Origin of the sequence: Bradyrhizobium sp. S3.3.6, from assembly GCF_040546905.1 — a bacterium.
Lineage (GTDB): Bacteria > Pseudomonadota > Alphaproteobacteria > Rhizobiales > Xanthobacteraceae > Bradyrhizobium > Bradyrhizobium cytisi.
In genome coordinates this window covers 305,888-331,700 of the sequence record NZ_JBEPOT010000006.1, presented here as the reverse complement: position 1 = coordinate 331,700, position 25,813 = coordinate 305,888, and the positions used below count along the sequence as shown (strand labels likewise).

The 25,813-nt window shown below is 61.7% G+C and carries 22 protein-coding genes; 11 read left to right on the top strand and 11 right to left on the bottom strand.

What is annotated here, in order from left to right:
- Position 1 precedes the first annotated feature (1 nt).
- On the bottom strand, positions 2–517 hold the full coding sequence (locus tag ABID59_RS20115; protein WP_148752005.1) for a YcgN family cysteine cluster protein: 516 nt from the start codon (positions 515–517) through the stop codon (positions 2–4).
- A gap of 291 nt (positions 518–808) precedes the next feature.
- Here ABID59_RS20115 and ABID59_RS20110 point away from each other — a divergent pair, with 291 nt between their 5' ends.
- Genes ABID59_RS20110 through ABID59_RS20100 form a run of 3 tightly spaced genes read left to right on the top strand, consistent with a single transcriptional unit; the run spans position 809 to position 4,268 of the window.
- Complete coding sequence (locus ABID59_RS20110) at positions 809–3,100, top strand: transglycosylase domain-containing protein (RefSeq protein WP_354084501.1); 2,292 nt, start codon at positions 809–811, stop codon at positions 3,098–3,100.
- Between the two features lie 8 nt (positions 3,101–3,108).
- Positions 3,109–3,687: a DUF1214 domain-containing protein gene (locus ABID59_RS20105; RefSeq protein ID WP_354084500.1), complete on the top strand. Its 579-nt coding sequence runs from the start codon at positions 3,109–3,111 to the stop codon at positions 3,685–3,687.
- On the top strand, positions 3,684–4,268 hold the full coding sequence (locus ABID59_RS20100; protein ID WP_354084499.1) for a DUF1254 domain-containing protein: 585 nt from the start codon (positions 3,684–3,686) through the stop codon (positions 4,266–4,268). Before ABID59_RS20105 ends, ABID59_RS20100 begins: the two co-directional genes overlap by 4 nt.
- Before the next feature lie 264 nt (positions 4,269–4,532).
- Here the strand turns inward: ABID59_RS20100 and ABID59_RS20095 are convergent, their stop codons facing one another.
- Positions 4,533–5,330 (bottom strand): hypothetical protein, encoded by a 798-nt coding sequence (locus ABID59_RS20095; protein ID WP_354084498.1) that lies wholly within the window; start codon positions 5,328–5,330, stop codon positions 4,533–4,535.
- 406 nt (positions 5,331–5,736) lie between these two features.
- Between ABID59_RS20095 and ABID59_RS20090 the strand changes: the two genes are divergently transcribed.
- The 3 genes from ABID59_RS20090 (at position 5,737) to ABID59_RS20080 (ending at position 12,901) form a co-directional block, all read left to right on the top strand.
- Positions 5,737–6,039 (top strand): RHS repeat domain-containing protein, encoded by a 303-nt coding sequence (locus ABID59_RS20090; protein WP_354084497.1) that lies wholly within the window; start codon positions 5,737–5,739, stop codon positions 6,037–6,039.
- Positions 6,040–6,603: 564 nt separating this feature from the next.
- Positions 6,604–11,958, top strand: a complete 5,355-nt coding sequence (locus ABID59_RS20085) for an RHS repeat-associated core domain-containing protein (protein WP_354084496.1) — start codon at positions 6,604–6,606, stop codon at positions 11,956–11,958.
- A gap of 391 nt (positions 11,959–12,349) precedes the next feature.
- Positions 12,350–12,901 carry a DUF1254 domain-containing protein gene (locus ABID59_RS20080; protein WP_354084495.1) on the top strand — a complete coding sequence of 184 codons (552 nt, stop codon included), beginning with the start codon at positions 12,350–12,352 and terminating at the stop codon, positions 12,899–12,901.
- Positions 12,902–13,497: 596 nt separating this feature from the next.
- Here the strand turns inward: ABID59_RS20080 and ABID59_RS20075 are convergent.
- Positions 13,498–14,007, bottom strand: a complete 510-nt coding sequence (locus ABID59_RS20075) for a GNAT family N-acetyltransferase (protein WP_354084494.1) — start codon at positions 14,005–14,007, stop codon at positions 13,498–13,500.
- A gap of 302 nt (positions 14,008–14,309) precedes the next feature.
- Between ABID59_RS20075 and ABID59_RS20070 the strand changes: the two genes are divergently transcribed.
- On the top strand, positions 14,310–14,951 hold the full coding sequence (locus tag ABID59_RS20070; RefSeq protein ID WP_354084493.1) for a glutathione S-transferase family protein: 642 nt from the start codon (positions 14,310–14,312) through the stop codon (positions 14,949–14,951).
- A gap of 313 nt (positions 14,952–15,264) precedes the next feature.
- Here the strand turns inward: ABID59_RS20070 and ABID59_RS20065 are convergent, their stop codons facing one another.
- The 4 genes from ABID59_RS20065 to ABID59_RS20050 all read right to left on the bottom strand — a co-directional run bounded on the left by ABID59_RS20065 (position 15,265) and on the right by ABID59_RS20050 (position 20,720).
- Positions 15,265–18,450, bottom strand: a complete 3,186-nt coding sequence (locus ABID59_RS20065; RefSeq protein ID WP_354084492.1) for an efflux RND transporter permease subunit — start codon at positions 18,448–18,450, stop codon at positions 15,265–15,267.
- Entirely contained in the window at positions 18,447–19,862 is a 1,416-nt protein-coding gene (locus tag ABID59_RS20060; protein WP_354084491.1) for an efflux RND transporter periplasmic adaptor subunit, read from the bottom strand. Before ABID59_RS20060 ends, ABID59_RS20065 begins: the two co-directional genes overlap by 4 nt.
- Positions 19,859–20,266, bottom strand: coding sequence for a FixH family protein (locus ABID59_RS20055; protein ID WP_354084585.1), 408 nt, complete (start codon positions 20,264–20,266; stop codon positions 19,859–19,861). The genes ABID59_RS20060 and ABID59_RS20055 overlap by 4 nt, the downstream gene beginning before the upstream one ends.
- Before the next feature lie 97 nt (positions 20,267–20,363).
- Positions 20,364–20,720 carry a hypothetical protein gene (locus ABID59_RS20050; protein WP_354084490.1) on the bottom strand — a complete coding sequence of 119 codons (357 nt, stop codon included), beginning with the start codon at positions 20,718–20,720 and terminating at the stop codon, positions 20,364–20,366.
- A gap of 222 nt (positions 20,721–20,942) precedes the next feature.
- Between ABID59_RS20050 and ABID59_RS20045 the strand changes: the two genes are divergently transcribed.
- Genes ABID59_RS20045 through arsC form a run of 3 tightly spaced genes read left to right on the top strand, consistent with a single transcriptional unit; the run spans position 20,943 to position 22,462 of the window.
- Entirely contained in the window at positions 20,943–21,305 is a 363-nt protein-coding gene (locus ABID59_RS20045) for an ArsR/SmtB family transcription factor (protein ID WP_354084489.1), read from the top strand.
- A 57-nt stretch (positions 21,306–21,362) separates the two neighbouring features.
- Positions 21,363–22,064 carry an aquaporin gene (locus tag ABID59_RS20040; RefSeq protein WP_354084488.1) on the top strand — a complete coding sequence of 234 codons (702 nt, stop codon included), beginning with the start codon at positions 21,363–21,365 and terminating at the stop codon, positions 22,062–22,064.
- On the top strand, positions 22,061–22,462 hold the full coding sequence (arsC, locus tag ABID59_RS20035) for an arsenate reductase (glutaredoxin) (protein WP_354084487.1): 402 nt from the start codon (positions 22,061–22,063) through the stop codon (positions 22,460–22,462). The genes ABID59_RS20040 and arsC overlap by 4 nt, the downstream gene beginning before the upstream one ends.
- A gap of 88 nt (positions 22,463–22,550) precedes the next feature.
- On the opposite strand, the gene ABID59_RS20030 is transcribed toward arsC, so the two are convergent.
- The gene (locus ABID59_RS20030) at positions 22,551–23,378 is read right to left on the bottom strand and encodes an MBL fold metallo-hydrolase (protein WP_148752017.1); all 828 of its coding nucleotides are present in this window, start codon (positions 23,376–23,378) and stop codon (positions 22,551–22,553) included.
- Between the two features lie 94 nt (positions 23,379–23,472).
- Between ABID59_RS20030 and ABID59_RS20025 the strand changes: the two genes are divergently transcribed.
- Positions 23,473–24,348 (top strand): LysR family transcriptional regulator, encoded by an 876-nt coding sequence (locus tag ABID59_RS20025; RefSeq protein ID WP_354084486.1) that lies wholly within the window; start codon positions 23,473–23,475, stop codon positions 24,346–24,348.
- Positions 24,349–24,385: 37 nt separating this feature from the next.
- Here the strand turns inward: ABID59_RS20025 and ABID59_RS20020 are convergent, their stop codons facing one another.
- The 3 genes from ABID59_RS20020 to ABID59_RS20010 are packed head-to-tail and all read right to left on the bottom strand — an operon-like array spanning position 24,386 to position 25,809.
- Positions 24,386–25,150, bottom strand: a complete 765-nt coding sequence (locus tag ABID59_RS20020) for a hypothetical protein (RefSeq protein WP_148752019.1) — start codon at positions 25,148–25,150, stop codon at positions 24,386–24,388.
- A gap of 2 nt (positions 25,151–25,152) precedes the next feature.
- Positions 25,153–25,350 (bottom strand): TFIIB-type zinc ribbon-containing protein, encoded by a 198-nt coding sequence (locus ABID59_RS20015; RefSeq protein WP_354084485.1) that lies wholly within the window; start codon positions 25,348–25,350, stop codon positions 25,153–25,155.
- A 12-nt stretch (positions 25,351–25,362) separates the two neighbouring features.
- Positions 25,363–25,809, bottom strand: coding sequence for a hypothetical protein (locus ABID59_RS20010; RefSeq protein WP_354084484.1), 447 nt, complete (start codon positions 25,807–25,809; stop codon positions 25,363–25,365).
- Between the last annotated feature and the right edge of the window lie 4 nt (positions 25,810–25,813).

The window sequence follows — 25,813 nt, the reverse complement described above, 5'->3', positions numbered from 1 at the left end:
ATCAGGCCTTGGGGCGTCGCTTCAGGCGTGCTCGTTTCGGGATCTGCCCCGGCCATTGCACGATATAGTTTTCGAGCTTGTCGTCCGGGACCCCTTCCTCGGTGCCCGAGACCCGGCCGCGCACGGAGACGCCGGCCTCGTGCACCGTATTGGGATCCCCTGATATCAGCGGGTGCCACCAATAGAGATCGCGACCCTGGGCGACGAGCCTGTAGCCGCAGGTCGGCGGCAGCCAAGGCAGCGTGCGGACCTTCTCGGGGGTCATGACAACGCAGTCCGGGACGAAGTCGAAGCGATTCGCGTAGTCTTTGCAGCCGCTGGTGCAGGAATCGAGCATCTTGCAGCTGACGTCGGTGAAATAGATCTCGCCGGTATCCTCATCTTCGAGCTTGCTCAGGCAGCAGCGGCCGCAGCCGTCGCACAGGCTCTCCCATTCGGCCGGCGACATGTCCTCCATCTTCTTGGTTTTCCAGAAGAATCCATCCTGGTCTGAAGGTCGTTTGCGAGCTGCGGTCATGCGACTGATACGATTCCAAAGAGCTGCGGCCAGTGCCATCTAGGGCGCGCGGCCCTAAAGCCGCAAGCAACGCCCCAGAAGGCCCGTAATGAACCGGGGTTCAATTAGGCCTGTTGTTCAAAATTGCGAGCCTGACCATTGGTTTATAAGCCCCGCTCGGCTAGAAGAACAGCAAGTCCCCTCGGACGCGACACGGGCGCCTTGGGTTTGCCGCAACAATCCCGCAAGACGTCTCGGTGCCGCCCCGGCCGGGTGCTTGAACGCTTTCGAAGCGAGCCTCAAGGGTTCTAGGTGGTCCAGAACACACCATCCAACTGGAAGAGCCGTATCAGGAACTTCTTCCTGGACCTCGATGCGCGCATCGACTCCTCGCTGTTCTCCTCGGCCAAGGGCATCCGCGAGCTCTACGAGCGCTACTCGACCTTCATGGACCGCTTCTATGTCGGGCGGTGGAAGCGCTGGGTGTTCGTCGAGCCGCTGTCGGAGGCCGCGACGCTCGGCCTCGGCGGCATGGTGCTGATGCTGATCCTCGCCATCCCCGCCTTCCGCGAGACCGCGGATGAGGACTGGCTGAAGAAGTCCGATCTGGCGGTGACGTTCCTCGACCGCTACGGCAATCCGATCGGCAGCCGCGGCATCAAGCACAACGACTCGATTCCGCTGGAAGATTTTCCTGACGTCCTGATCAAGGCGACGCTGGCGACCGAAGACCGCCGCTTCTATGAGCATTTCGGCATCGACATCGCCGGCACCGCGCGCGCGCTGGTCACCAACGCCCAGGCCGGCGGCGTCCGCCAGGGCGGCTCCTCGATCACGCAGCAGCTCGCCAAGAACCTGTTCCTGAGCAACGAGCGCACCATCGAGCGCAAGATCAACGAGGCCTTCCTCGCGGTCTGGCTGGAATGGCGCCTGAGCAAGAACGAGATCCTCAAGCTCTATCTCGATCGCGCCTATATGGGCGGCGGCACCTTTGGCGTCGACGGTGCGGCGCATTTCTACTTCAACAAGTCGGCGCGCGATGTGACGCTGGCGGAAGCTGCGATGCTCGCCGGCCTGTTCAAGGCGCCGACCAAATACGCGCCGCACATCAACCTGCCCGCCGCGCGTGCCCGCGCCAACGTCGTGCTCGACAATCTCGTCGATGCCGGCTTCATGACCGAGGGCCAGGTGTTCGGCGCCCGTCGCAATCCGGCCTTCGCGGTCGACCGCCGCGACGAGGCGTCGCCGAACTACTATCTCGACTACGCCTTCGACGAGATGCGCAAGCTGGTCGACACCTTCCCGAAGTCCTACACCGAGCGCGTGTTCGTCGTTCGCCTCGCGATCGACGCCAACGTGCAGAAGGCCGCCGAGGACGCGATCGAGAACCAGCTGCGCCAGTTCGGCCGCGACTATCACGCGACGCAGGCCGCGACCGTCGTCTCCGATCTCGACGGCGGCATCCGCGCCATGGTCGGCGGCCGCGATTACGGCGCGAGCCAGTTCAACCGCGCCGTCGATGCCTATCGCCAGCCCGGCTCGTCGTTCAAGCCTTACGTCTACACCACGGCGCTCTTGAACGGCTTCACGCCGAACTCGATCGTGGTCGACGGCCCGGTCTGCATCGGTAATTGGTGTCCGCAGAACTATGGCCATTCCTATTCCGGCGCGGTGACGCTGACGCAGGCGATCACGCGCTCGATCAACGTCGTGCCCGTAAAACTGTCGATCGCGATCGGCCAGAAGGAGCAGCCGAAGGCGCCGAACCCGGCCAAGATCGGCCGCGCCAAGATCGTCGAGGTCGCGCGCCGGTTCGGCCTCAAGGCCCCCCTGCCCGATACGCCGTCGCTGCCGATCGGCTCGGACGAGGTCACCGTGCTCGAGCATGCCGTGGCCTATGCGACCTTCCCGAACCGCGGCAAGTCGGTGACGCCGCATTCGGTGCTCGAAGTGCGCACCGGCGCCGGCGATCTGGTCTGGCGCTGGGACCGCGACGGCCCGAAGCCGAAGCAGGCCATTCCGCCGAACATCGCCGCCGACATGGCCGGCATGATGAGCCACGTCGTCAGCGAAGGCACCGCGCGCCGCGCAGCCCTCGACGGCATTCCGACCGCTGGCAAGACCGGCACGACCAACGCTTATCGCGACGCCTGGTTCGTCGGCTATACCGGTAATTTCACCTGCGCGGTCTGGTACGGCAATGACGACTATTCACCGACCAACCGCATGACCGGCGGCTCGCTGCCGGCGCAAACCTGGCACGACATCATGGTCGCAGCGCATCAGGGCGTCGAGGTCCGGGAAATTCCCGGCATCGGCATGGGCCAGAAGCTGCCGCCGGAACGAGTTGCCAATGCACAGGCCAATGCGGCGCCAAAGGTGCTGGAGACCAAGCCCGGTCCGCCGCCGGTGCTGACCAAGCGCGGCGCCGACGTCCTGGTGCGGGTCGAGAAGCTGCTCGACGACGCCGCCAGGACCGCGACCAAATCGACGGCCAACGACAGCCAGCAGGCCAAGCCGGCATCGTCGAACAGCGCGCTCGCCTTCCCGCAGAACTATGCGGCGGAGGAGAACGCGAACGTATCCACCCCGCGCAAGAACTGATCTGATCCGTGCGGCTGATCCTGAGCACATTGACGGCCCTCCTGCTCGCGACCGTGGTCGGCCTGGGCGCGACCTGGATGACGACGACACGCGGCACCGAGATCGGCGCGCTGACCATCGGCCCCTGGACCGCCCGCCCCCGCACCGGCACCGCCGACGTCGATCCCTATTCGCGCGCCACCATCGTGCGCAACGGCGAGCTGCCGATCGGCACCGGTGACGGCGTCGCCTTCACCGCGACCGCCGACGGCAAGAAGAAGGCGCTCGACGGCCGCTGCGACGTCGTCGTCTCCGGCGTGACGCCGCCGGCGCGGTTCTGGACGCTGACGCTGTACGACCGCAAGGGTCATCTCGTCGCCAACTCGCTGCAGCGCTACGGCTTCACCAGCCAGGAGATCGTGCGCCAGTCCGACGGCTCGTTCGAGATCCACATCGCCTCGCGCTCCCGCGCCGGCAACTGGCTGCCGACCGGCGGCATCGAACGCTACGCGCTGATGTTCCGCCTCTACGACACCCCTGTCGGCGTGGCGACGCGCACCCAGCGCGATGCGCCGATGCCCACGATCTCGACGGTGGGCTGCTCATGATCCGGCTGCTGTTCACCATCGTTGCAGGTGTGGTGCTGGGCCTCGTGGTCCATCTCGTCAGCGTGCTGGCGCTGCCGCGCATTGCGACCCAGGACGCCTATTCGCGGCTGACGCCGATGACCAGGCTCAACAGCGTCACGCAGCTTCCGCTCGCGGATCCGCAGACCTCACCGATGCCGTTCATGGACCCGGCCTTTGCGCTGGCGATCTGCCGCTATGATCTCTCGGGCGGGCCGCTCAAGCTCACCGTGCCGGTGAGCCAGTCCTATACGTCGGTGTCGTTCTACACCCGCAACGAGATCGCCTATTACGCCATCAACGACCGCTCGGCGGGCAAGAAGGTGATCGAGCTCGACCTGATGACGGAAGCGCAGCACGACGCCCTGCCCGAGGACGAAGAGATCACCGCGGCCGACCGCCTGATCATCGATTCCCCTGCACCCACCGGCTTGATCGTGATGAAGGCGCTGGCCGCCGAGCCCGGCCTGATGCCGCAAGCGCAGGCAACGCTGGCCGCCGCGACCTGCGCCCCGCAGACCGAAGCGCCGGCGAAGGCCGAAGCGCCGCGCGGCCGGCGCTGAAGCGCGGGCGTTGGGCCCCGCTCAAAACCAAAGCTGAAAACAACCCCATGCACAGTAGCGGGGGCATTGAAGCGATTGGCAATTTTGACGTCGTGCCAAAGCACGCGTTTGCAGGGTCGAAGCATCCCCTGCTCACCCGCACTTTTCCGCTTTGACACGTCGGGCAAAACACTGGCAGAGTGGCATCATCGGAAATTCCTAACACTCGCGCGGAGCAATCCGTCGCGGGTGTTAGACCTCCTTCGGACGGAAATACGGCGCTATCTATATGTATTGACCACCCGTTGCCGTCGTTCCGGCGGCGTTGCCGGGGATCCACGTGGTCGCCTGTCCTCCCGTGTTGAGCACACCATTCGCAACAAGCGAATAGCGTGCGCCAGAAAACGATGACCCCGCCCAAGTCACGCTACCCAGGAGGACCGCCCCACTCGTATTCGAGGCTACGAAGTTGTCGAAGGTCAGTCCTGAGGAAATAGTGATGGTTACGCCTTGAACACGAATGATGCCTGCGACTGCCGCTAGCGCCGAGCCGGCTCCGCCGCCCGATGCACCTCCGGCGATTGAGAAGTTGCCAGTTGCAGTCAACAGCCCCGTGTCTACCGCCCGAATCTGTTGAAGCCAGCCGGCGCCGATGACAATGTTCTGAAACTGAATGTATCCGCCATGAAAGGCATAGAGACCAAACGACGTTCCCGCTCCCGAAGCGGTCAACTTGATGCCGCGCACTTGGTAAACCGTCTTGGTCGCATCTGCCAGGAGACCTGTGGCGTTCGTAGCGCCGCAATCGAGTACAACATTTGCGGGCGTAGTTTCGTCACCAACAATGATAATCGATCCACCGCCAATCATCGATTTCGCGACCAGACCTGTACCAAGCGCAAAAGTCACGGCTCCCTGGCCCTGAGCGATCTGGATCGTCACATCAAAGTTGTTGCTGTCTAATGTGGCTGCAACGTTGATGGCTTTCTGAATAGTCAGGAATGCGCCGGCTGCGGTGTTCACCAGTCCCGTGTTGCTGTCATTGCCGTCTGTGCGAACATAATATGTGCGGGCCGTGGTCAATTTGTCCCGCACACACGGAAGAACGTAGTTGAAATTTCCCATCACCTGCGTGGCGTCGGCATTCGTTCCATTGGTTAGATTGTTTGGATAGGCGACGCAATTTGCCGTCTGCGCCGATGCAGTGCTCGCGAGAGCGAACCAAACGAGGAAGGCGACGGCAACACTGCGGATGATTCCCAGTCTCCCTAGTTCACATTCATTTATCGGTTGTGCTTTTCCTTACTATCTCATTTAGGTTGATTGTGCTAGCAACGCATGCAACTATTTTTGCAGAGAATGTTCGCAACGTTATGAAGCTCGCACCCAGGCAAGATCTGGGCACTGGTGGTTCGGCTAGAGATTCGAAAACAGACACACCACACGACTTCACGCCTGCCCTGCCCAAACGGCAAGATGGAGCCAATCGATGAATGTCACGCACCCTCGAATAACGCTGCGTCGTCCGATTGTCGTGGGCGTCATTTGCCTCGCCTCGACAATCTGGATATCGACGCTCATCCATGCGGCCAACGGATCTGTCGCCTACACTTATGATGCACTGGGGCGGGTCTCCACGGCCAGCTATGATACCGGAGTCTGCATCGCTTACACTTACGATCCGAACGGAAATAGGCTTTCAGAGAGCATTAACGTCGCGGCTGCCGGCGCGACAGGCGTGTGGGGATGCTTCAACTGGAACACCAGCGGCGGCGCGAAATGGGGACCTTGATCGGGGACAATCAGCGATGACTGCGCCCAAGACTTGCAGAAGGCCTTTATTTCAGAGGTAGGGCATGAACTCCTTTAATCGCGGCAAGTGGGCCCTGTATTCTGCCAGTGCGCTGGGCGCGGGAGCGCTTGTTGTCCTCTTGTGCGCATTTGGAACTGCCGTAGCCCAGTCAACACCCAAATCCGACGCGCCGCCGCCGCCCGATCAGGCAACATCCGCTGTCACACCAGCTCCGGCGCAATTCCAAATCCGCCAAGATACGCCGGCCGAGCGCGAAGCGTTCCTAAAGAAACGAGAGGCGGCTCAAGCGGCCCATCCGCCCGCCGAGGTCACCCCTCTGCCAGCACAGGCAATCACACCACCGGCAATACAGCGCCCATAGGAACTACCATGCCAATCTCAGCGTGTTCGCTAGGCTGCAACCTTCGAAGTCTGGCAATTGGATTAATGCTGCTCCTAGGAATCTCGACGGCAGCCAGTAGTGCAAGCCCTACGCTAATAGCACAACCAGGTGTACCCGCTCCGGGCTCGATCCCCGAGTTGGCACGCGCTCTCAAGTACGACGTGAACCTCATTTACGAATACGTCTATTCGAATATCGATTATAGTCCAATCTATGGAGTCAAGAAGGGAGCTTTCGGAGCCCTTCTCGACGGTCGCGGTAATGATTTTGACCAAGCTGCGCTGATGGTTGCCTTGCTGCGCCAGTCCGGATACACGGCAAACTACATCCATGGCAGCATCACCCTCTCCATCGCCCAACTCAACAACTGGCTCGGAATAGACACCAGCACCGCCTGCCCGTTCGCAAATTTAATGCGGCAAGGTGGTTTTCCGATTTCGATCCCGAATTGCAACGTCTCGTTTTCGGCCGCGAATCTACCTCACGTTTGGGTATCAGCAACAGGTGGATCGTTGGGCACGCAGACCTTCGTCTTCGACCCCAGCTTTAAGACTTACACTACGCTCACCGCCGGCATCAATCTCGCTTCCGCGATGAACTATAGTCAATCGAGCTTCCTCTCGCTTGCTGAGAGCGGTTCAACAATCACCTCAAATTCCATTCAGTCGGTGAACGGCGCCAATATCAACAACGCCCTGACAGGCTATGCGAACAACCTTGTAAGCTTTATCAAATCCAACTTGCCGGCCGCCACACTCAAGGATGTGATTGGCGGGAAGTACATTCAGCCGATCACGCAACCTTATTCGCCAAGCACCACCCTGCCTTACGAGACGCCTGGAGATACACCTCAAGTATGGACCGGTGATATTCCCAGCCTGTATCGAACAGCGATTGAAATTCAGGTCGGCGGCGTTGATCAAACCTACTACGCCGATCAAATTTATGGTCATCGGCTAAGCATTGTCTACAATTCCGCCGCGCAGCCGATGCTCTATCTCGATGGCGTCCTGCAAGGAACCGGGACCGCCAATGCCGCAACGATAACGTACAGCGTCGACTTTCCATTTTGCTTTGCCACGTCGGGAAGCGCGAGCGCAGCCTGCGGTTCGTCTGGCGGCGTAAACTATACCAACATCTTCACGTTCCAAAACGTTGTACAGGCTGGCAACGGTTTCACCTACGCCATCGTCAACGGCTGGGATTTTACCGGCCGGGGCATGCTCGACTTCCACCGCCAGCAGCTTCAGGCAAATCAAGCAGCCGGAGGCAGTGTCAATTCGGAAGCGGTGCTTGGCGAAACGCTAAATATGATCGGCTACGCTTGGTTGGCTCAAGTTTCGGGTAATCGAGAAGTAGTGGACCGCATCGTCGGTTCAACGACCGTGATACATTCTGCGGTTGGGGTCGTCGGCCAAGTAACGGGACCATACATCGACATGCCCGGTGAATTCGCCGGCATCTCTAGCCTTACGAACGATACAAATCGTGTCGATACCGCGGCCTTCACCATCGGCGGAAATTCAAGCGCTCTCGAGTGGGGTACGCTGGATCAAAATCTATCAAAGCAGAACGTTGGTGCGGTGTCGACTGTCAAGCTGCTGGACATTGCAAACAGCTCCAATCTTGTCATTTATGACGCGACCTCTAGCAACTGGTCGACGGTTCAGCCGTTGCTGAGCAACTATGGTGCTGCCGATCTCAATACAATCCAGAACACATACATTAACAATGGGTTCCGCGTAATATTGCCGCAAAGAGGTGACATCACACAAAACGGTTGGACGGGCGTCGGATACCTCGGGATCGGAGTAGGCGCAGCAGGAACGAAGACTATCACCTATAGAATATCTTCGAATCTCAAAGGAGGATATCCCGACGAATCAATCTCGCCAGCGGATTTCGTGCAGCTGGTCCAGAACACCACTCCGCCGCTTCCTCCTCCGACACAGTTCGTAAGTCGGGACCCCATTGATCTTTCAACCGGCGCATACCTCTACGATCACGACGACATCGCGTTCGGTTCCGATAGCTTTCCATACGGTCTAACATTTAGCCGTTCCTATACCTCCAACAGTCGCTACAACGCTGGTCCGCTCGGACATGGCTGGACCCATAATTTTGCCATTAGCGCAACGGTTAACAGTGACGGCCTCAAAGGGCTTGGTCAGGATTCTCCAATCGATGGAGCGGCGGCCATCGCCGCCATCTATGTCGCGCAAGACCTGTTCAGCGACGCTACAAAGCCCCTTGGCAAGCTTGTAATCGCCAGCTTGTCCCAACGCTGGTTCATGGATCAGTTGATCAATAACACCGTCAACATCTCCATGGGCTCGCAGAATGAGCAGTTCATACGGTTGGCGGACGGGAGTTACAATCCGCAGTTAGGCTCCAGCGATAGGCTTGCCCTCTCCGGCGGTATCTACACTCTCAGAAACAAGGACAGTGCTGCGTTCGTTTTTAACACGAATGGAAGTATCGCTGCTTGGAACAACCCGTCGGGCGTAAACGTGAGCTTTGCGTACAACGGCGCGACGCCACCGCAGCTGACATCCATCTCCAACAATCTCGGCCGTTCGCTAACTCTCAGCTATAATGCCTCCAACCAGATTGCCTCGGTCAACGATGGTGCACGTCGCGCAATTTCCTACACCTATGACGGGCAAAATAATCTCAGCTCCTACACCGACCCGACGGGAAAACTCACCACACTTTCGTACACGGGTCAGGGCGCAGGCCCGGGCTTACTCACGCAAATCTTTTATCCATCTTTGCAAGGGTCGGCTTTCGTTACCAATACCTATGACACGCTGGGGCGGATTGCGAGCCAAGCTAACGCGAACGGTGCCCGATGGAATTACTATTTTGCCGGATACCGCAGCGAAGAAGATGACCCCTTGGGTACTCGCCATGTCCTTTACTATAATCCGCGCGGCAAAGTGCAATTTGACATTCAGGACATCGCAGGGCTCGATCGTGTCACGACCAGCCGCTACGACGGGCTCGACCGGCTTATTTCCACCACGATGCCTGAAGGCAACAATTTGGCTTACACCTATGACGCCCTCGTCAATGCCTGGGCCAACAACATTGCGACTATCACGCGCAATAAGAAGCCAGTCTCGCCCCTTCCATCGACCACGCAGCGCTTTACATATCATCCCAAGTTCAACAAGGTCGCCTCGGCAACCGATCCTCTTGGTCTAATCACCACGTCTCAATATGACCAAAAGGGCAACTTGATCCAGACCGTCGCTGACGCAGGTTTCGCGCCGCATTTGAATGCGACGACAACGTCGGTTTATGACGCGTACGGGAAACTCATTCTGACCACGGATCCGACCGGCACCGTTACGAGCTCTCAGTACGATTCATTTGAGAATCTGATTGCATCGGTTGCGGACTACGGAAGCGGCCACCTCAACCTCACGACGCGCTACGATTACGATGTGATCGGTAATCTCGTGGGGAAGACCGATCCCAATGGCCGCACGGCAACAATGACTTACGATGCGGCACGGCGCCTGCTAGCGACCACCGCACCAGCGCCGTTCGATTTCGGTACCAGCCTGATCCAGACAAGCAATGGCTACGACGCGGACGGACGCCTGATTTCGGTGACGCGCACCAACGCAGGAGGCAATCAGGTCACCCGAACTGGCTATACGCCAACTGGCAAGGTCAAATCGGTTACCGATGCCAATGGCAATACGACGACCAGCACTTATGATCTGGACGACCGGCTACAATCGGTAACTCAGCCGATATCGCGCAGCTTCGGTCGCGTGATGAGCTTCAGCTACGATGCGCTGAGCCACCTCACGAAAGTCGTCGACAACACCGGTAATGCCGCAGAACAATATGCCTACACGGCAAACGGCAAACTGGCGAGCTTTACCGACGCTCGCGGCAACGCCACAACCTATACCTATGATGGCTTCGACCGGTTGTCGTTGATCACGTATCCGATCGGCAGCACCGGAACCCATCCGACAGAGGCCAGCAGCTACGACGCCGACGACAACGTGCTCGCCCGGACCACGCGCGCGGGCGGCACGATCAGTTTCTCATACGATACGCTCAACCGGGTTTGCACCAAGACCATCGCAACCTCGTCGACCGCATGCGCCGCGACCAGTTCGGCGTCGCCGGCCGTCTGGTTTCGCTACGACCTCGCGGGGCGCAAGACCAGCATAATCGACAACAGCGCAGCGATCACGGCAGCAGTACCGCCGTCGCCGGGTACGCCGGTGTCCTACATCACCTCCTACAGCTACGATCAGATCAATCGGCTGGCGAGCGTGAATTGGAATCCGGCCCAGACCTTCACCGTTCCCGCCCCCAGCAATGTAACATTCACACACACGTACAACAGTGCAAACCAACGCACTGCCCAGACGGTGACTGACAACAGCTGGTGGTATTATCCTCCCGCGTCACCGAGCCAGGTAAACTACGGCAGCAACGCCGCCAATCAATACGTGATCGTAGGCGCGGTCGCGCCCAGCTATGACGCCAACGGCAATCTCACCGGCGACGGTACCTTCACGTACGGTTACGACGCCGAGAACCGCCTCACGTCGGCGACCAGTGGCGGCAACACCGCGACCTACGCCTACGACTCCCAGGGTCGACGCAAGTCCAAGACGGCCAGCCTCAGCACGACGATCTCGGTTGCTGACGCGGACAATCGCATCGTGCTGGACTATGACGGATCGACTGGGGCGGTGCTGCGCTGGTATGCTTACGGGTCTGGCACCAACGATGTGCTGAATCAGACGGATATCGTTGGCAATGCACGACTGACGATGATTCCGGATATCCAGGGCTCGGTATTGGCGACGCTCGATTCGGGAACGGGGATATTCACGCGGCAGAACTACCTGCCCTATGGCAAGAGTGCGAATGCCACCATCGCCGGAACGTTTGGCTATACCGGCCAGCGCATCGACTCAGAGACCAACGGGCTCTACTACTACCGCGCACGTATGTACTATCCCGCTTGGGGGCGCTTTATGCAGCCTGACCCCCTAGGAACTCTTACGGACAACCCGCAGCCGGGTAGCAATGGAACGAGCAATCGTGCCAACCTCTATGCTTATGTTAGCAATGATCCACTCAACCGCGCGGATCCGCTAGGACTCTACACGTTTCAGTTTGGTTTCGCAGGAAGCGTAAGCCTTCCGTTTGGATTTAACGTCCCTGTGGGATTGGGCATAGCGATTGATACCCAAGGTAATGTTGGCCTCTATAGTTTTGCTGGCGGTGGGGTGACGTTCGGAGCCAGTGTGGATGCGGGCGTCAATATCTGGCTGACGAATGCTAAGACCATTAGTGACCTAACCGGCCCGTTCTTGAACGCTAGCGCCCACGGTGGCGCTGGTTTCGGCGGATCCGTGGACTACACCAGAGGGCCGAGCGCGAACGGACAGGTCTCCGGGGTCGGCGTGACTGTAGGTGCCGGACTTGGTGCATCTGTTTCTGCAGGCGTTACAAACACCTGGCTCATCAAATAGCAGAGAACCGACAGAGCGGCCTTCAATGAGAAAAATCAGAAGGGCTGTCCTAACTGGAGCGTTGCTATCGCTTGCCGCCACAATAGCTTTGCGCGCAATGATCGAGTTATTGTACTTCGACTCACCGCGGCAGCCCGATCTTTCTTCCGGTCGAACCGTCCCTTATGTCGTCAAAAACGTCGTAATCTATATCACTCAAAATCTAAGCGATCTGCTATTTTTGCTCCAGGGTTGTTTTTACGTATCTGGTGCGATCATCGTCGTTTGCATAATTCTCGATCAAATTTGGCCGCCAAATTCGACCAATACGACGAGCTGACGCTAGCTCTCAAGAATGGCAATGGTAGGCCAGATCATTGTTGCTATTGGGGTGACGTGCTCACCGTAATCCGTGGTGCTGGGCCTCGTGGTCCATCTCGTCAGCGTGCTGGCCTTGCCGCGCATCGCGACCCAGGACGCCTATTCGCGGCTGACGCCGATGACCAGGCTCAACAGCGTCACGCAGCTTCCGCTCGCGGATCCCAACACCTCGCCGATGCCGTTCATGGACCCGGCCTTTGCGCTGGCGATCTGCCGCTATGATCTCTCGGGCGGGCCGCTCAAGCTCACCGTGCCGGTGAGCCAGTCCTATACGTCGGTGTCGTTCTACACCCGCAACGAGATCGCCTATTACGCCATCAACGACCGCTCGGCCGGCAAGAAGGTGATCGAGCTCGACCTGATGACGGAAGCGCAGCACGACGCCCTGCCCGAGGACGAGGAGATCACCGCGGCCGACCGCCTGATCATCGATTCCCCTGCGACCACCGGCCTGATCGTGATGAAGGCGCTGGCCGCCGAGCCCGGCCTGATGCCGCAGGCGCAGGCGACGCTTAACGCCGCCACCTGCGCACCGCAGACCGAAGCGCCCGCCAAGGCCGAGGCGCCGCGCGGCCGGCGCTGACGCGCGGGCGTTGAGACGCCCTCAAGACAAAAGCTGAAAACAACCCCATGCACAGTAGCCGGGTTATTGAAATCATTGGGCCCTTGTTGTTTGGAGCATGATCCTTCCGGAAAACCGCTTCGCACTTGTCCGGATCATGCTTGAGCGCTCATCAGCGGATGGGCCGCACTCGCCCGGCGCAAAACTTCGCTTTGACACGTCGGGCAAAACACTGGCAGAATGGCATCATCAGAAATTCGTAGAAACCCGCGCGGAGAAATCCACCGCGGGTTTTTTCATGCGGGAACGGAGACTGCCATGATGAGAGGATGCCTACCGTTGCCCAGCAGGCTATCGCATATGGATTTCACGGAATAGTCCGCGAGCTTGCTCCGCCTCTCCCGCTTGTGGGAGAGGCCGACGCGCCCTGGGCGATGCGAAGCATCGTCCCGAGCGCGGCGGGTGAGGGTTCTCACCACGCTGGGACGTTCACCGCAATCCTCACCAATCCCGACGCGGAGACACCCCCACCCCGCCCTCCCCGCAAGCGGGAGAGGGAGCCCACTGCCGATGCCGCCGCATCGTGCACACCATATGCGATTGCCCTGCAAAATAACTCAGGGCCGCGAGAGATCCTTCGCCATAAGAACTGAGTCGTAGTAGCGGCCAGCTTGCTTCAACGCGTTCTCCTCCACGCCGTACTCGAGGAAGCCCAATCTCGCGTAAGGACTCCGCGCATGTTGATTGTCCACCACAACGCTGAGCTGGATCAGCTCAACCTGCTGACGGGCAAGATTGCATATCGCTTCGACCAAACGTCGACCGACTTTGGCATTCCTTGCGGATGGTCGAACGTACATTCCCCAAAGCGTGCCTTTGTGAGCTTCCTTCTGGCCCTGTTGGACAGCAAAGCCGACAATGCCGAGGAGTTCTGCATCGCGGAACGCGCCGAGCACTATAGAGCTGCCGAGCCGGTCCGAGAACAAGCTCAGCGGCTGGGCATCTTCAACCTCGAAGGTGCTACCGAACGCTTCCGGGTTGGCTTGGAGAGCCTCCAGTCGAATGTCTCGATAGAGGACAGCATCCTCCCGGGCGAGGCGACGTATCTCAATGTCGTCGTCGGTCATCCTTCGTCTTCACCGCCAGGCAGGGAACTTGTGAGTTGCACAGCATAACTTCTGCGACCTCGCAAATCCATAGAAGCTCTTTTGATTTTGGCGCATCGCTTCCGTAGACGCGGTGCAGCTACATGTCAGTTGATGGGGCACCGCGGGCCGCGTCCCGCGGTCGCGTCGGTTGATCGTCTCAGAGTGAAATGGCGGACTACGCTGACGCTAATCCGCCCTACGCACTGTCCGAGCGATAGCAGCATGTAGTAATCTCGCTCGTGCGAATTAAAGCGTTTGAGCCAACGTGAGGACGCTCAATTATGCTCACTGTCTATGGTGAAGGTCGTGGGTTCCGTGTCGTTTGGCTGCTCGAGGAAATGGGATTGGCTTATCGGCTGCGCCCGGTCGATCTGCTCGCCGTCGAGAACGATCCCGATTTTCTTGCGATCAACCCCGCCGGCTTTATCCCGGCGCTACAGGACGGCGAGACGATCATGGTCGAATCGATCGCGATCCTCGAATACCTGCTCGCCCGCCGCGGGCCGAGCCCGCTCGCCGTCGCCCCGGATGATCCGGCTTTCGCCGCCTATCTGCAATTCCTCCATTTGGGAGAGGCTGGGCTCGCCGGGCCAATGAACGCCGTCTTCGTCGGTCGCGCACTCGCGCCGGAAGCAGAGCGAAACGCCCGGGTGACAAGCTGGGCACTAGAGACCTTTCAGAGCCGGCTGGGATTGGTCATCCAGCGTCTCTCCAATCGTCCATTCCTCGCCGGAGACCGGTTCACTGCTGCCGACATTTCAGTGAGCTACGCTCTCCTGCTTGGTCTGCGAACCAGCAACTATACCCCCGGCTCGGTCGAGCGTGCCTATCTCGCCCGGACGACGACGCGGCCCGCCTACGCCCGCGCGATGGAAATCTGCCAAGCCACCAAGGCCTGGGCGGAGAGATCGCCGACGTTGTAGAGCGAACGATTTCGGTGACAGTGCATTCTATTCATCCATGCAATTAGTGCACTGTCACCGCAATCGGCCGGGCTGAGACCAAAACGCCGGCATATCCGAGCGTCGAGATCGGGCCAGCCCGCACCGGCGACGCGCGCGTCCGAAAGCTAACCCGCGTGCCGTTGCGTTCCTGAGGCCTCACACCGGCATGTTCAGGAACGGAGATACTTGATCAGCGCAGCGGCTGCGAGGACCAGGACGACGATCGCAAGCAGCCACAGAAGTCCCATTGCCCACATCATCCCCGGCATCATGTCCTGCATCATGGTTCACCTCATTCAGCTGGCTCCGGAACAGGTTTGAGACGTTTGATCGGGTTGCGGACCGGCGGTGGAGCCCGGCCGTCGTCGCGCGGCAGTCCGAAGCCCTTCACCAGGCCGAAGATCGCCGGAATCACGATCAATGTCAGCAGCGTGGAGGAGATCATGCCGCCGATCATCGGCACCGCGATGCGCTGCATGATCTCCGAGCCTGTCCCGGTGCTCCACATGATCGGCAGCAGCCCCGCCATGATCGCGACCACCGTCATCATCTTGGGACGTACGCGCTCCACCGCGCCTTCCATGACGGCATCGTAGAGGTCGCCGCGGGTGAGCGCACGACCTTCCATGCCGCGCTTGAACCTGATCTCCGCCAGCGCCTGATTGAGATAGATCAGCATGACCACGCCGGTCTCGGCGGCGACGCCGGCGAGCGCGATGAAGCCTACGGCAACCGCCACTGACAAGTTGAATCCCAGCCACCACATCAGCCACAGCCCGCCGACCAGCGCGAACGGGAGCGAGAGCATGACGATCATCGTCTCGGTCATAGATCGGAAGTTCAGGTACAGCAGCAGGAAGATGATGAGCAGCGTGACCGGAACAACGATCTTCAGCCGCGCGGTGGCCCGCTCCAGATATTCGTACTGGCCGCTCCACATGACGTAGTATCCGGCTGGGAAGTGGATGCTGGCTTGCACGGCAGCTTTCGCGTCGGCGACGTAGCGGCCGAGGTCGCGGTCACGGATGTCGACGTAGATGTAGGTCGCGAGCTGGCCGTTCTCGGTCCGGATCGAGGTCGGCCCGCGCGCCGGCGCGACTTTTGCGACCTCGCCGAGCGGCACAGCACCGCCGGCGGGCATCGGCACCAGCACGTCGTTGGCGATGGCCTGTGGGTTGTCGCGCAGATCGCGCGGATAGCGCATGTTGACCGTGAAGCGCTGCCGGCCTTCGACCGTCGTGGTCACCGTCTGTCCGCCGAGCGCGGTGGCGATCGTATCCTGCACGTCTTGAATCATGATGCCGTAGCGAGCCATCGCGGTCCGGTCCGGCGTGACCTCCAGATAGTAGCCACCGATGCCGCGCTCGGCGTATGCCGATGAGGTGCCCGGCACCGCCTTGAGGACCTGCTCGATCTGCTTTGCGAGCTTGTCGATCTCGACCAGGTCGGTGCCGATGACCTTGACGCCGATCGGAGTCCTGATGCCGGTCGACAACATGTCGATGCGCGCCTTGATCGGCATGGTCCAGGCGTTCGAGACGCCAGGAAACTGCAGCGCCTTGTCCATCTCGGCGATCAGACCGTCGACGGTCATGCCGGGGCGCCACTCTTGCTTCGGCTTGAGGTTGACCACGGTCTCGAACATCTCGGACGGGGCCGGATCGGTGGCGGTCGCGGCGCGCCCCGCCTTGCCGTAGACCGAGGCGACTTCCGGAAACGACCGGATGATCCGGTCCTGGGCCTGCATCAGCTCGCCCGCCTTCGTCACGGAGATGCCCGGCAGCGTGGTCGGCATGTAGAGCAGCGTGCCTTCGTTGAGGTTCGGCATGAACTCGGTGCCGAGCTGGCGCGCGGGCCAGATGCTCGCCGCGAGGGCGGCCAGCGCGAGCACGATCACCAGAGTCTTTGCCCGCATCACGCCCTTGATGACCGGTCGGTAGATCCAGATCAGGAACCGGTTGATCGGGTTGCTGTGCTCCGGAACGATCCGCCCGCGCACGAAGATCACCATCAGCGCCGGCACCAGCGTCACCGACAGCAGCGCGGCGGCCGCCATCGAGAACGTCTTGGTGAACGCCAGCGGGCTGAACAGCCGGCCTTCCTGCGATTCCAGCGTGAAGATCGGCATGAACGAGACGGTGATGATCAGCAGGCTGAAGAACAGCGCCGGGCCGACCTCTGAAGCAGCAGCAATCAGGATGTCGATCCGGGATTTGCCCGGTTCGGCGCGTTCGAGATGCTTGTGCGCGTTCTCGATCATGACGATGGCCGCGTCCACCATGGCGCCGATCGCGATCGCGATCCCTCCGAGGCTCATGATGTTGGAGCCGAGGCCCAGCAGCTTCATGGCGCCGAACGCCATCAAGACGCCGACCGGCAGCATCAGGATGGCGACCAGCGCGCTGCGGACGTGCAGCAGGAATACGATGCAGACCAGCGCGACCACGACGCTTTCCTCGAACAGCGTGTGCTTGAGGGTATCGATGGCCGCGTAGATCAGGTTGGAGCGGTCGTAGACCGGCACGATCTCGACGGACTTCGGCAGGCTCGAGGCGATCTCCTGGAAGCGCTTCTTGACGTTCTGGATGACCTCCAGCGCGTTGAGACCGAAGCGCTGCAGCACGATGCCGCTGGCGACCTCGCCCTCGCCGTTCAGCTCGGTGATGCCTCGCCGTTCGTCGGGGCCGAGCTCGACCCGTGCGACGTCGCGCAGCAGCACGGGCGTGCCGTTGCTCGTCTTCAGCACGATGTCGCCGAGGTCGTTGATCGACTTGATGTAGCCCTTGCCGCGGATGACGTACTCGAACTCCGACAATTCGACCGTCCGGCCGCCCACGTCGGCGTTGCTGGCGCGGATGGCATCGCGCATCTTCTGCATGGTGATGCCGCGGTCGCGCATCCGCTGCGGATCGAGGATCACGTTGTACTGCTTGACGAAGCCGCCGACGCTGGCGACTTCCGCGACGCCCTCGGCCTTGGCGAGGGCGAACTTCAGATTCCAGTCCTGGATCGTGCGCGTGTCGGCGAGGTTCAGCTCCTTGGACATGACGGCGTACTGGTAGACCCAGCCGACGCCGGTCGCGTCGGGACCGATCGTGGGTGTCACGCCGGCCGGCAGGCGTGCGCTCGCGCCGTTGAGGAATTCCAGCACGCGCGAGCGCGCCCAGTAGATGTCCGTGCCGTCCTCGAAGATGACGTAGACAAAGGAGACGCCGAAGAACGAAAAGCCGCGGACGACCTTCGACTTCGGCACGGTCAGCATGGCCGTCGTGAGCGGATAGGTGACCTGGTCCTCGATCACCTGCGGCGCCTGGCCGGGGTACTCCGTGTAGACGATGACCTGGGTGTCCGAGAGATCCGGGATCGCATCGAGCGGCAGATGCAGAAGCGCATAGAGCCCTGCAGCGGCCGCGAAGCCGGTCCCGAACAGCACCAGCAGCAGGTTGCGGGCGGACCAGCCGATGAGGCGGGCGATCATTGCTGCGCTTCCTCCGCGAAGCCCTTCAGTGCGGCCTTCAGGTTGCTTTCGGCATCGATCAGAAAGTTCGCCGAGACCACCACGGCGTCGCCCTCCGCAAGGCCGTCCCGGACCTCCACGAAGCCGCCGCCACGATTGCCGAGCTTGACCTCGCGCGGCTCCAGCCGACCCTGCCCCCTATCGACGAAAACGGCCTGCCGGCTGCCCGTGTCCATCACGGCGCTCTCGGGCACCGTGAGAGCGGCCTCACCGCTGCCGGTGTCGATCCCGGCGTCGACGTACATGTCGTGCAGCAGGATCAGGTCCGGATTTTGCAGCTCGATCCGCACGCGCGCGGTCCGGGTCTCCTTGTTGATCTCGGGATAGATCACCTGGACATTTCCTGTGAACTCGCGGCCCGGAAAGCTCCGCGCCTTCACCGTGACGGGCTGACCCTTGGCGATCATGCCGAGGTCGCGTTCGGCGACGTCGATCAGGGCCCATACCATCGAATGGTCGGCGATCCGGAACAGGACCCCTCCAGGCTGCACGCGCATGCCCTCGATCGCATTGCGCTCCAGCACGATGCCGTCGCGCGGCGAAGTCCACGCGATCGAGGTCGGTACGGTTCGGCTCTTCTCGATGGCCGAAATCGCAGCGTCCGGCACGTCCAGGTTCATCAGGCGCTGCCGGGAGCCGCGTCCATACTGAACATCGCTCGCCGTCGTCTTCGAGGTGATGGTGGTCAGGTACTCGGCCGCAGCCGAGGAAACCGACGGGCTGTAGACCTCCATCAGAGCTTGGCCCTTGGCCACATGCGATCCGGTCGTCACGTCTGCGACCTTGAGGATGAAGCTCTCCGAGCGCATGGCGATCACGGAAATCCGCCGCTCGTCGAGGGCGATGGTGCCTGGCGCCCTCACGATGGTCCGGATCACCCGCATCTCTGCGCGCTCCGACTTGACGCCGGTCCGCTGGATCTTGCCGGGCGACAGCTTGACCGAGCCGTCGTCGCTGTCGTCGCCCTCATAGACCGGGATGTAGTCCATCCCCATCGAGTCCTTCTTCGGCATCGGCGAAGTGTCCGGCAGGCCCATGGGATTGCGGTAGTACTTGATCTTGCGCTCTCCGGAGCCACCGGCCGTTGCCGCCGGCGGCGGGGCTGCCGCCTGCTCATCGTCGAAGCTGATGTCGGCGCCAGCGGGGACGGGCCGGTAGTCCCGGCCGTCCGACGTCTTTCGCGGCACAAGCGAATACGATGCCTTGCCGTCCGGATCCTGGTAATAGATCGGCGCGCCGCTCTCTTCGGCCGCAGCGGGGCCGATCACGGCGACCGCTCGCGCCGCCGGCCGCTGCGGGCTGGCGAGAACGAATGCGATGCCCGCCGCCGCGATCAACGCGGCGGCCAGGCTTGCAGTGAGGGCGCGGGTCATTTCTGCGCCGTGATGACGAGCTTGTTCTCGACGCTGCCGGTCTCGCCCTGGATCTTGGCGCCCAGAGAAAGCTGCCAGCGTCCCGCCATGCCCAACGTCGCCTTGAAGCGGTAGGTGCCGGGCTCCGTCCCCGGCATGGGCGTGACCTTGGTCGCCATCTCCTGCATGCCGTCCGGAGCCATGTCCAAGCGGCTGGCAAAGATCACGGCATCCGGTACCGGCTTGCCGGTCTTGGTGTTCACAAGCCTGACGGTGATGACCTTGTCGGGCCCGGTCTGAACCGACTGATCGACGAGCTCGAACTTGTAGTCCTTGATGTCGGCCAATGCGGCCGTGCTGGTGCCGCCGATGGCGGCAGCGATCAACGCCGCCCGGACGGCGCGCGCGAAGCTAAACGTCTTCATTTTGTCTGTGTCCTCGATGTCCTGGAATCCGCCGCCGAGGCGGCGTGCGTCATCCGCGCGCGCAAGCGCACGGATGCAGTCGGCGCCAAGGCGCCGCTCAGGCCAGGGTTCGAGGTGGCTGCTCGGGAGGGGGACGGTCGAGGCCGTCACCAAGCACGTCATCCGTGACGAGATGGGCGGTACGGACGGCGTACCGCAGCGGGAGGGCGGCGGCCATGGACGGTCCAGCCTGCGCCGTCTTCAGAATGCACATCGCCACGAGCGGGCAGTCGTGACAGTCCGTGCTCTTCTGCTGGTCGGGGCAGCAGGGCATGTCGGCCGACATCGACTGCATGTTGTCGGAAGCGGCTGCCGCCTGCGGTGCAGCGACGGCGGGCAACGACAAGGGCGCGACCATAAGTCCCGCCGCCACCGCGAGCGCGATCAGCCACTTGAATGTCTTCAGCGGACCCATGTTCCCTTTTCGCACGTCAGCAGCAGCCGTGCAAATCGTCGATTCATCACGATTGCGCCAGATTTGCCGTGGTTTGCGTGGTGCCGAGCCCAGTAGCGACAGCAAGCGAACCGGTCGCCTGGCCCGGAGGAACCTGCTTCATGAACAACCGCAACCCGCCTCGACACGACCAAAGAGATTTCCGGATTGACGCTTCGCCAATAATTCCATAAATCTGGATATATGGAATCAGAAGAAGCCGTCCTCGCGCTCGCCGCGCTGGCGCAATCGACCCGCCTGGAGGCGTTCCGGGCGCTAGTCGGGCACGAGCCCGATGGCCTTGCGGCCGGCGACCTCGCACGCCTGCTCGAAGTGCCGCCGAACACGTTGTCGGCCCATCTCTCGATCCTGACGCGCGCCGGCCTCGTGACATCAGAGCGGCACAGCCGGTCGATCGTCTACCGCGCCAACCTCGCCAAATTCCGCGATGTCGCGGTTTTCCTGCTGCGCGATTGCTGCGGCGGTCGGCCGGAGGTTTGCGAGCCGGTCGTCGAAAGCCTGCAAGCCTGCTGCTCTCCAAAGCGAAAGGGGAAAGTCCGTGCCTGACCAGAGGTTGATCGATGCCTTCGAAGGCGTGCTCCACCCGACGCCCAAGGCCGGCTGATGGACAATTTCGATCTTTCGCGGCGCCTTGCGGCCGAAGCGCTCGGCACCGGCATTCTCGTTACCACGGTGGTCGGCTCCGGCATCATGGCTGAGACGCTGACCAAGGACGTCGCGCTTGCGCTTCTCTGCAACACCTTGCCGACCGGTGCCATTCTGGTCGTGCTCATCACGGTGCTTGGTCCGATCTCCGGCGCGCATTTCAATCCGGCGGTCACGCTTGTGTTTGCCGGCAAGCGCGAGCTGCCGGTGAATGAGGCCGCTCTTTACGTGATTGCGCAGATCGCCGGCGGCATCGCGGGGACGATGGCGGCGCATCTGATGTTCGGACTGCCCCTGCTCGATGTCTCGACCAAGGTTCGAACCGGAGGGCCGCAATGGTTTGCCGAAGCCGTCGCTGCGTTCGGGCTGGTCGCAACGATCCTCGCCGGCATCCGCTTTCAGCGGACGGCGGTCCCCTGGCTGGTCGGCCTTTACATCACCGCGGCCTATTGGTTCACGGCCTCCACGTCGTTTGCCAATCCTGCGGTAGCCATCGCGCGGTCGCTGACCAACACATTCTCGGGCATTCGTCCCGCCGACCTGCCCGGATTCATCCTCGCGGAACTCTGCGGAGCGTTCGCCGGCCTGCTGTTGATGAACTGGCTGCTCGGACATTCGCGCGCGCCGGCCCCTCTCCCGATCACGGAACCCCTGCAATGAGCGTCACGATCTATCACAACCCCGATTGCGGCACCTCGCGCAACACGCTGGCGATGATCCGGCAGAGCGGCGTGGAGCCCGTCGTCATCGAATATCTGAAGACGCCGCCGGCACGCGAAACGCTCAAGCAACTGATCGCCGCGATGGGAATATCCGTCCGCGCATTGCTGCGCGAAAAGGGCAATCCTTATAAGGAGCTCGGCCTCGCCGATCCCAAATGGTCCGACGACGAGCTGATCGACCAGATGCTCGCGCATCCCATCCTGATCAACCGTCCGATCGTGGCGACGCCAAAGGGTACGCGCTTGTGCCGGCCTTCGGAGGCCGTTGTCGATCTCCTGGACAATCCCGTCGGCCGCTTCGTGAAGGAGGACGGCGAGGTGGTCGAAGCGCGATAGCTGCGGCCCGGCGGTCCGAAGCCCGATCTGCGTTTCAAAACCTTGGCGCCGCTGCACTGCAAGGTTCGCCTCTGGAAGACTGCGCTGCTCAATGCGCGCCGCACCGGCAGGTCTCGTAATCCACCGGATCATGGCTGTTGAAGATCGTCACGCGGCTGCCGTGGCTGAGCTTCAGCTCGCGCAACCGGGCCTGATTGGCGATGCGGGCGTTACGATCCATGTCGACGCGGCGCTGGAAATAGCGGAGCACCAGCGGCGCGCGCGGTGAGGCGTCGAGCTGGGCGTGATGGAAATAGCTGTCGCCGGCATGCAGCAGCCATTTGTCACCGCTGCGAACCGCGATGCCGCAATGGCCGAGCGTGTGGCCGGCGAGCGGAATCATCAGGATGTCCGCTTCCCGGTCGCCGAGCGCGCGCACGCCCTTGAAGCCGAACCAGTCCTCGCCGGCCTCGCCGTAGAAAGACCAGCTCGGCCCGTGGCTCCATTGCCCGGTGACATAGCGCCCCTCGGGCGGCGCGGGCTTTCGCAGCACCGCCATGTCGTATTCGGCGCGATGAACGTGGATCGCGGCATGGGGAAAGTCGGGCACGCCGCCGGCGTGGTCGCGGTCGAGATGCGTCAGCAGCACGTGGCGCACGTCGGCAGGCGAATAGCCGAGCGCCTTCACCTGCTGCACGGCCGTCTCCGCCGGATCGAGCTTTGGCGCGGTCTGCCGCAGCCAGCGTTTCCCGAGCCTTTCGGGCGTGGCGATATCGCCGACCCCGATGCCGGTATCGACCAGAGCGAGGCCGTCACGGGTCTCGATCAGCAGGCAATGGCAGACCATGCGGGCGCGCTGGAACAGGCCGCCGGTGCCGTTCACCAGCCGCCGGCCCATGGGACACATCGTGCCGGTGTTGAGATGATGGATTTTCATGGATGACGCTCGCCTTTTGTGAACAGGGCGTTCTTGTCATTATCCTATCCATAGGTAAAATATCGAATATTGATATTATATATAGGCTTGAACTATGGACATTCGCGAGCTCCGCTACTTCGCCGCCGTCTACCGTGAACGCAACCTGACGGCCGCGGCGCGCACCTGCTTCGTGTCGCAGCCGTCGATCTCGACCGCGATCACCAATCTGGAGGCCGAGCTCGGCACCACGCTCTTCATCCGGCACAAGAAGGGCGTGGCGCCGACCGCCTCGGCCGAGCAGTTTCATGCGCTGGCCCGCCGCATCATCGACGAGGCCGATACTGCGCGCAGCCTGTTCCGCAGACCCAGCACGAAGACCAATCTGACGCTCGGCCTGATGCGCACGCTCGACGTGCCCCGGACCATCGCGCTGCTGAAGCCGCTGACGTCACGCAGCGACATCGCGCTCCGGCTCGTCGGCCACGACGAGCGCGCGGATGCAAGGATTATCGCGAAGAGCATGCTTGGAGATGACGAGCATTTCGTCCCGCTCTGGAGCGAGCGGTATGTCGCGGCACTGCCGCCGTCGCATCAGCTGACGCTGAAGGCGCGGCTCCGCGCCGCCGACCTCGCCGAATTCCCCATGATCGACCGCTGCCATTGCGAGCAGAGCGCGTTCTTCGGTCGCACCGCGCAACGGCGCCCTTCCGCGGCGATCGCGCAATCGGAGGATTGGGCGATGGCGCTGGTCGCAGCCGGTGTAGGCATCGCCATCGTCCCGGAGGGCGTCGCCAAGGGCCATCCTGACGTCGCCATCCGGGAGATCGACGTGAAGGTCAGGCGCGAGGTCGGGCTCGCCTATCGCGCGTCAGTGCCGCTGGCGGACGCGTTGAAGGATTTCGTCGGGAAGCTTCGGAAGCAGCGGGTCAAGCGCAATCGGAGCGAGCCTCGCCCCGCTGCGCGCAAGACTGCCGGCCGCGGACGTTGATCGCGCGAGGATCTCGCCCTTGGCGACTGGCAACAAGCTATCCGAGCAAGCCCTTCAGGCCGGCATAGATCGAGCCAACGGCCGTTGCGGCGACGCCTGCGAGCGGGCCGACGGTCTGCATCAGGTCCTGAATCAGGCGGGCGCGGCGGCGGAGCTGCTCCTCACCGACATGCTGCCCGAGCAGACGCGCCATCCTGAAGGCAAATGCGTTCGGTTTGCCTCCCTGGCTGAGCACGCGCGGCAAGACCTGGAAGATCACGACTCCCAGGATGTTTCCGGAAACGAAAGCGAGAAGGATGCTCGCACCGTATTCGAACACTTCGCGCCATTCGACCCACACCGCAGGCAGGATCGGAACGCCATCGTGGATGCCGGTGACCGTCAGCATCGCGAGGATGCTGATGGTCGCAGCCAGGAACGCCAGCACGAACGCGCCGAGTGCGGAAACCCTGTGCAGGGGATATGCGAGGAGCCCGAACAGAAGCGGGACGATGATCGACGCTATCCGGAGCGGGATCGGCGAGAGATTGAACGTGATCGTCACGAGAAAATGCGTGACCGTCAGCAGCATCGACGGAATAACGACGTAGAGAACCGCGTGCGTTCCGAAATATCGCAGCGGATTTCTCTGTCGTTCAAGCCGGATGTTGACCCGATCGAGATCGCGCCTGAGCTTGTCGAGCTCGGCAACGATCTCCTCGATCTCGACAAGCGTCGGCCGCACGACGCGCAGGTCGCGCGAGCAGTGCTTGCACGCGATGGCCTCGTCCTTGATCGTTTCGGCGCAGAATGGACATTCCATTGCTAGCGCGACTTCCTGCGCTGCATGATCGCCTCCATCTCCGCTCTCGCCTGCCTCAATTCGGCACGCAGATCGTCCCGCTTGCGCAAGAGATCGTCGCGTTCGGCGATCAGCGTCGCGGGAACCGCAACATCACGCCCGCAGGACGCGCAGATCAGGGCGCCCTCCAGATTCTCGGATTGGCAATAGGGACATTTCACCTCAACGACACCTCATTTGGGCGCCACCTTCAAGGTGAAGATGCTCGTGCCGGGGCGTCCATCGCTGTCCTTGATGTCGACGCGAACCATGTATTCGCCCGCCGGCAATTCGGCATCCTGTATGTTGATGCCGCTGGCCTCGACAAACGGTTTGACTCGCGCCGTCAGATCGACGTTCGGCGTCCGCAGAAACATCACCTTGACCGAATCCGGATCGATCCTGGCTCCGCCAAAGGACTCGAACTTCAAGACCAGGTGCACGGGCGAGCTGACCGAATCGCTCGGCGAAACAAATTCGACCTTCGGCCCGCGCAAGATGCCGCGCCGGTCGGTCGCGACTGCACCCTTTGGGGGCGGCAGCTTCGCTTCCTCTTCGGTGATCAATTGTGTTGCCGCTCTCGCCGCTCCCGAAAACAGGAGACCTGCGGCGATCAGCACCGGCAAGATATTCCGTTTCATCTCA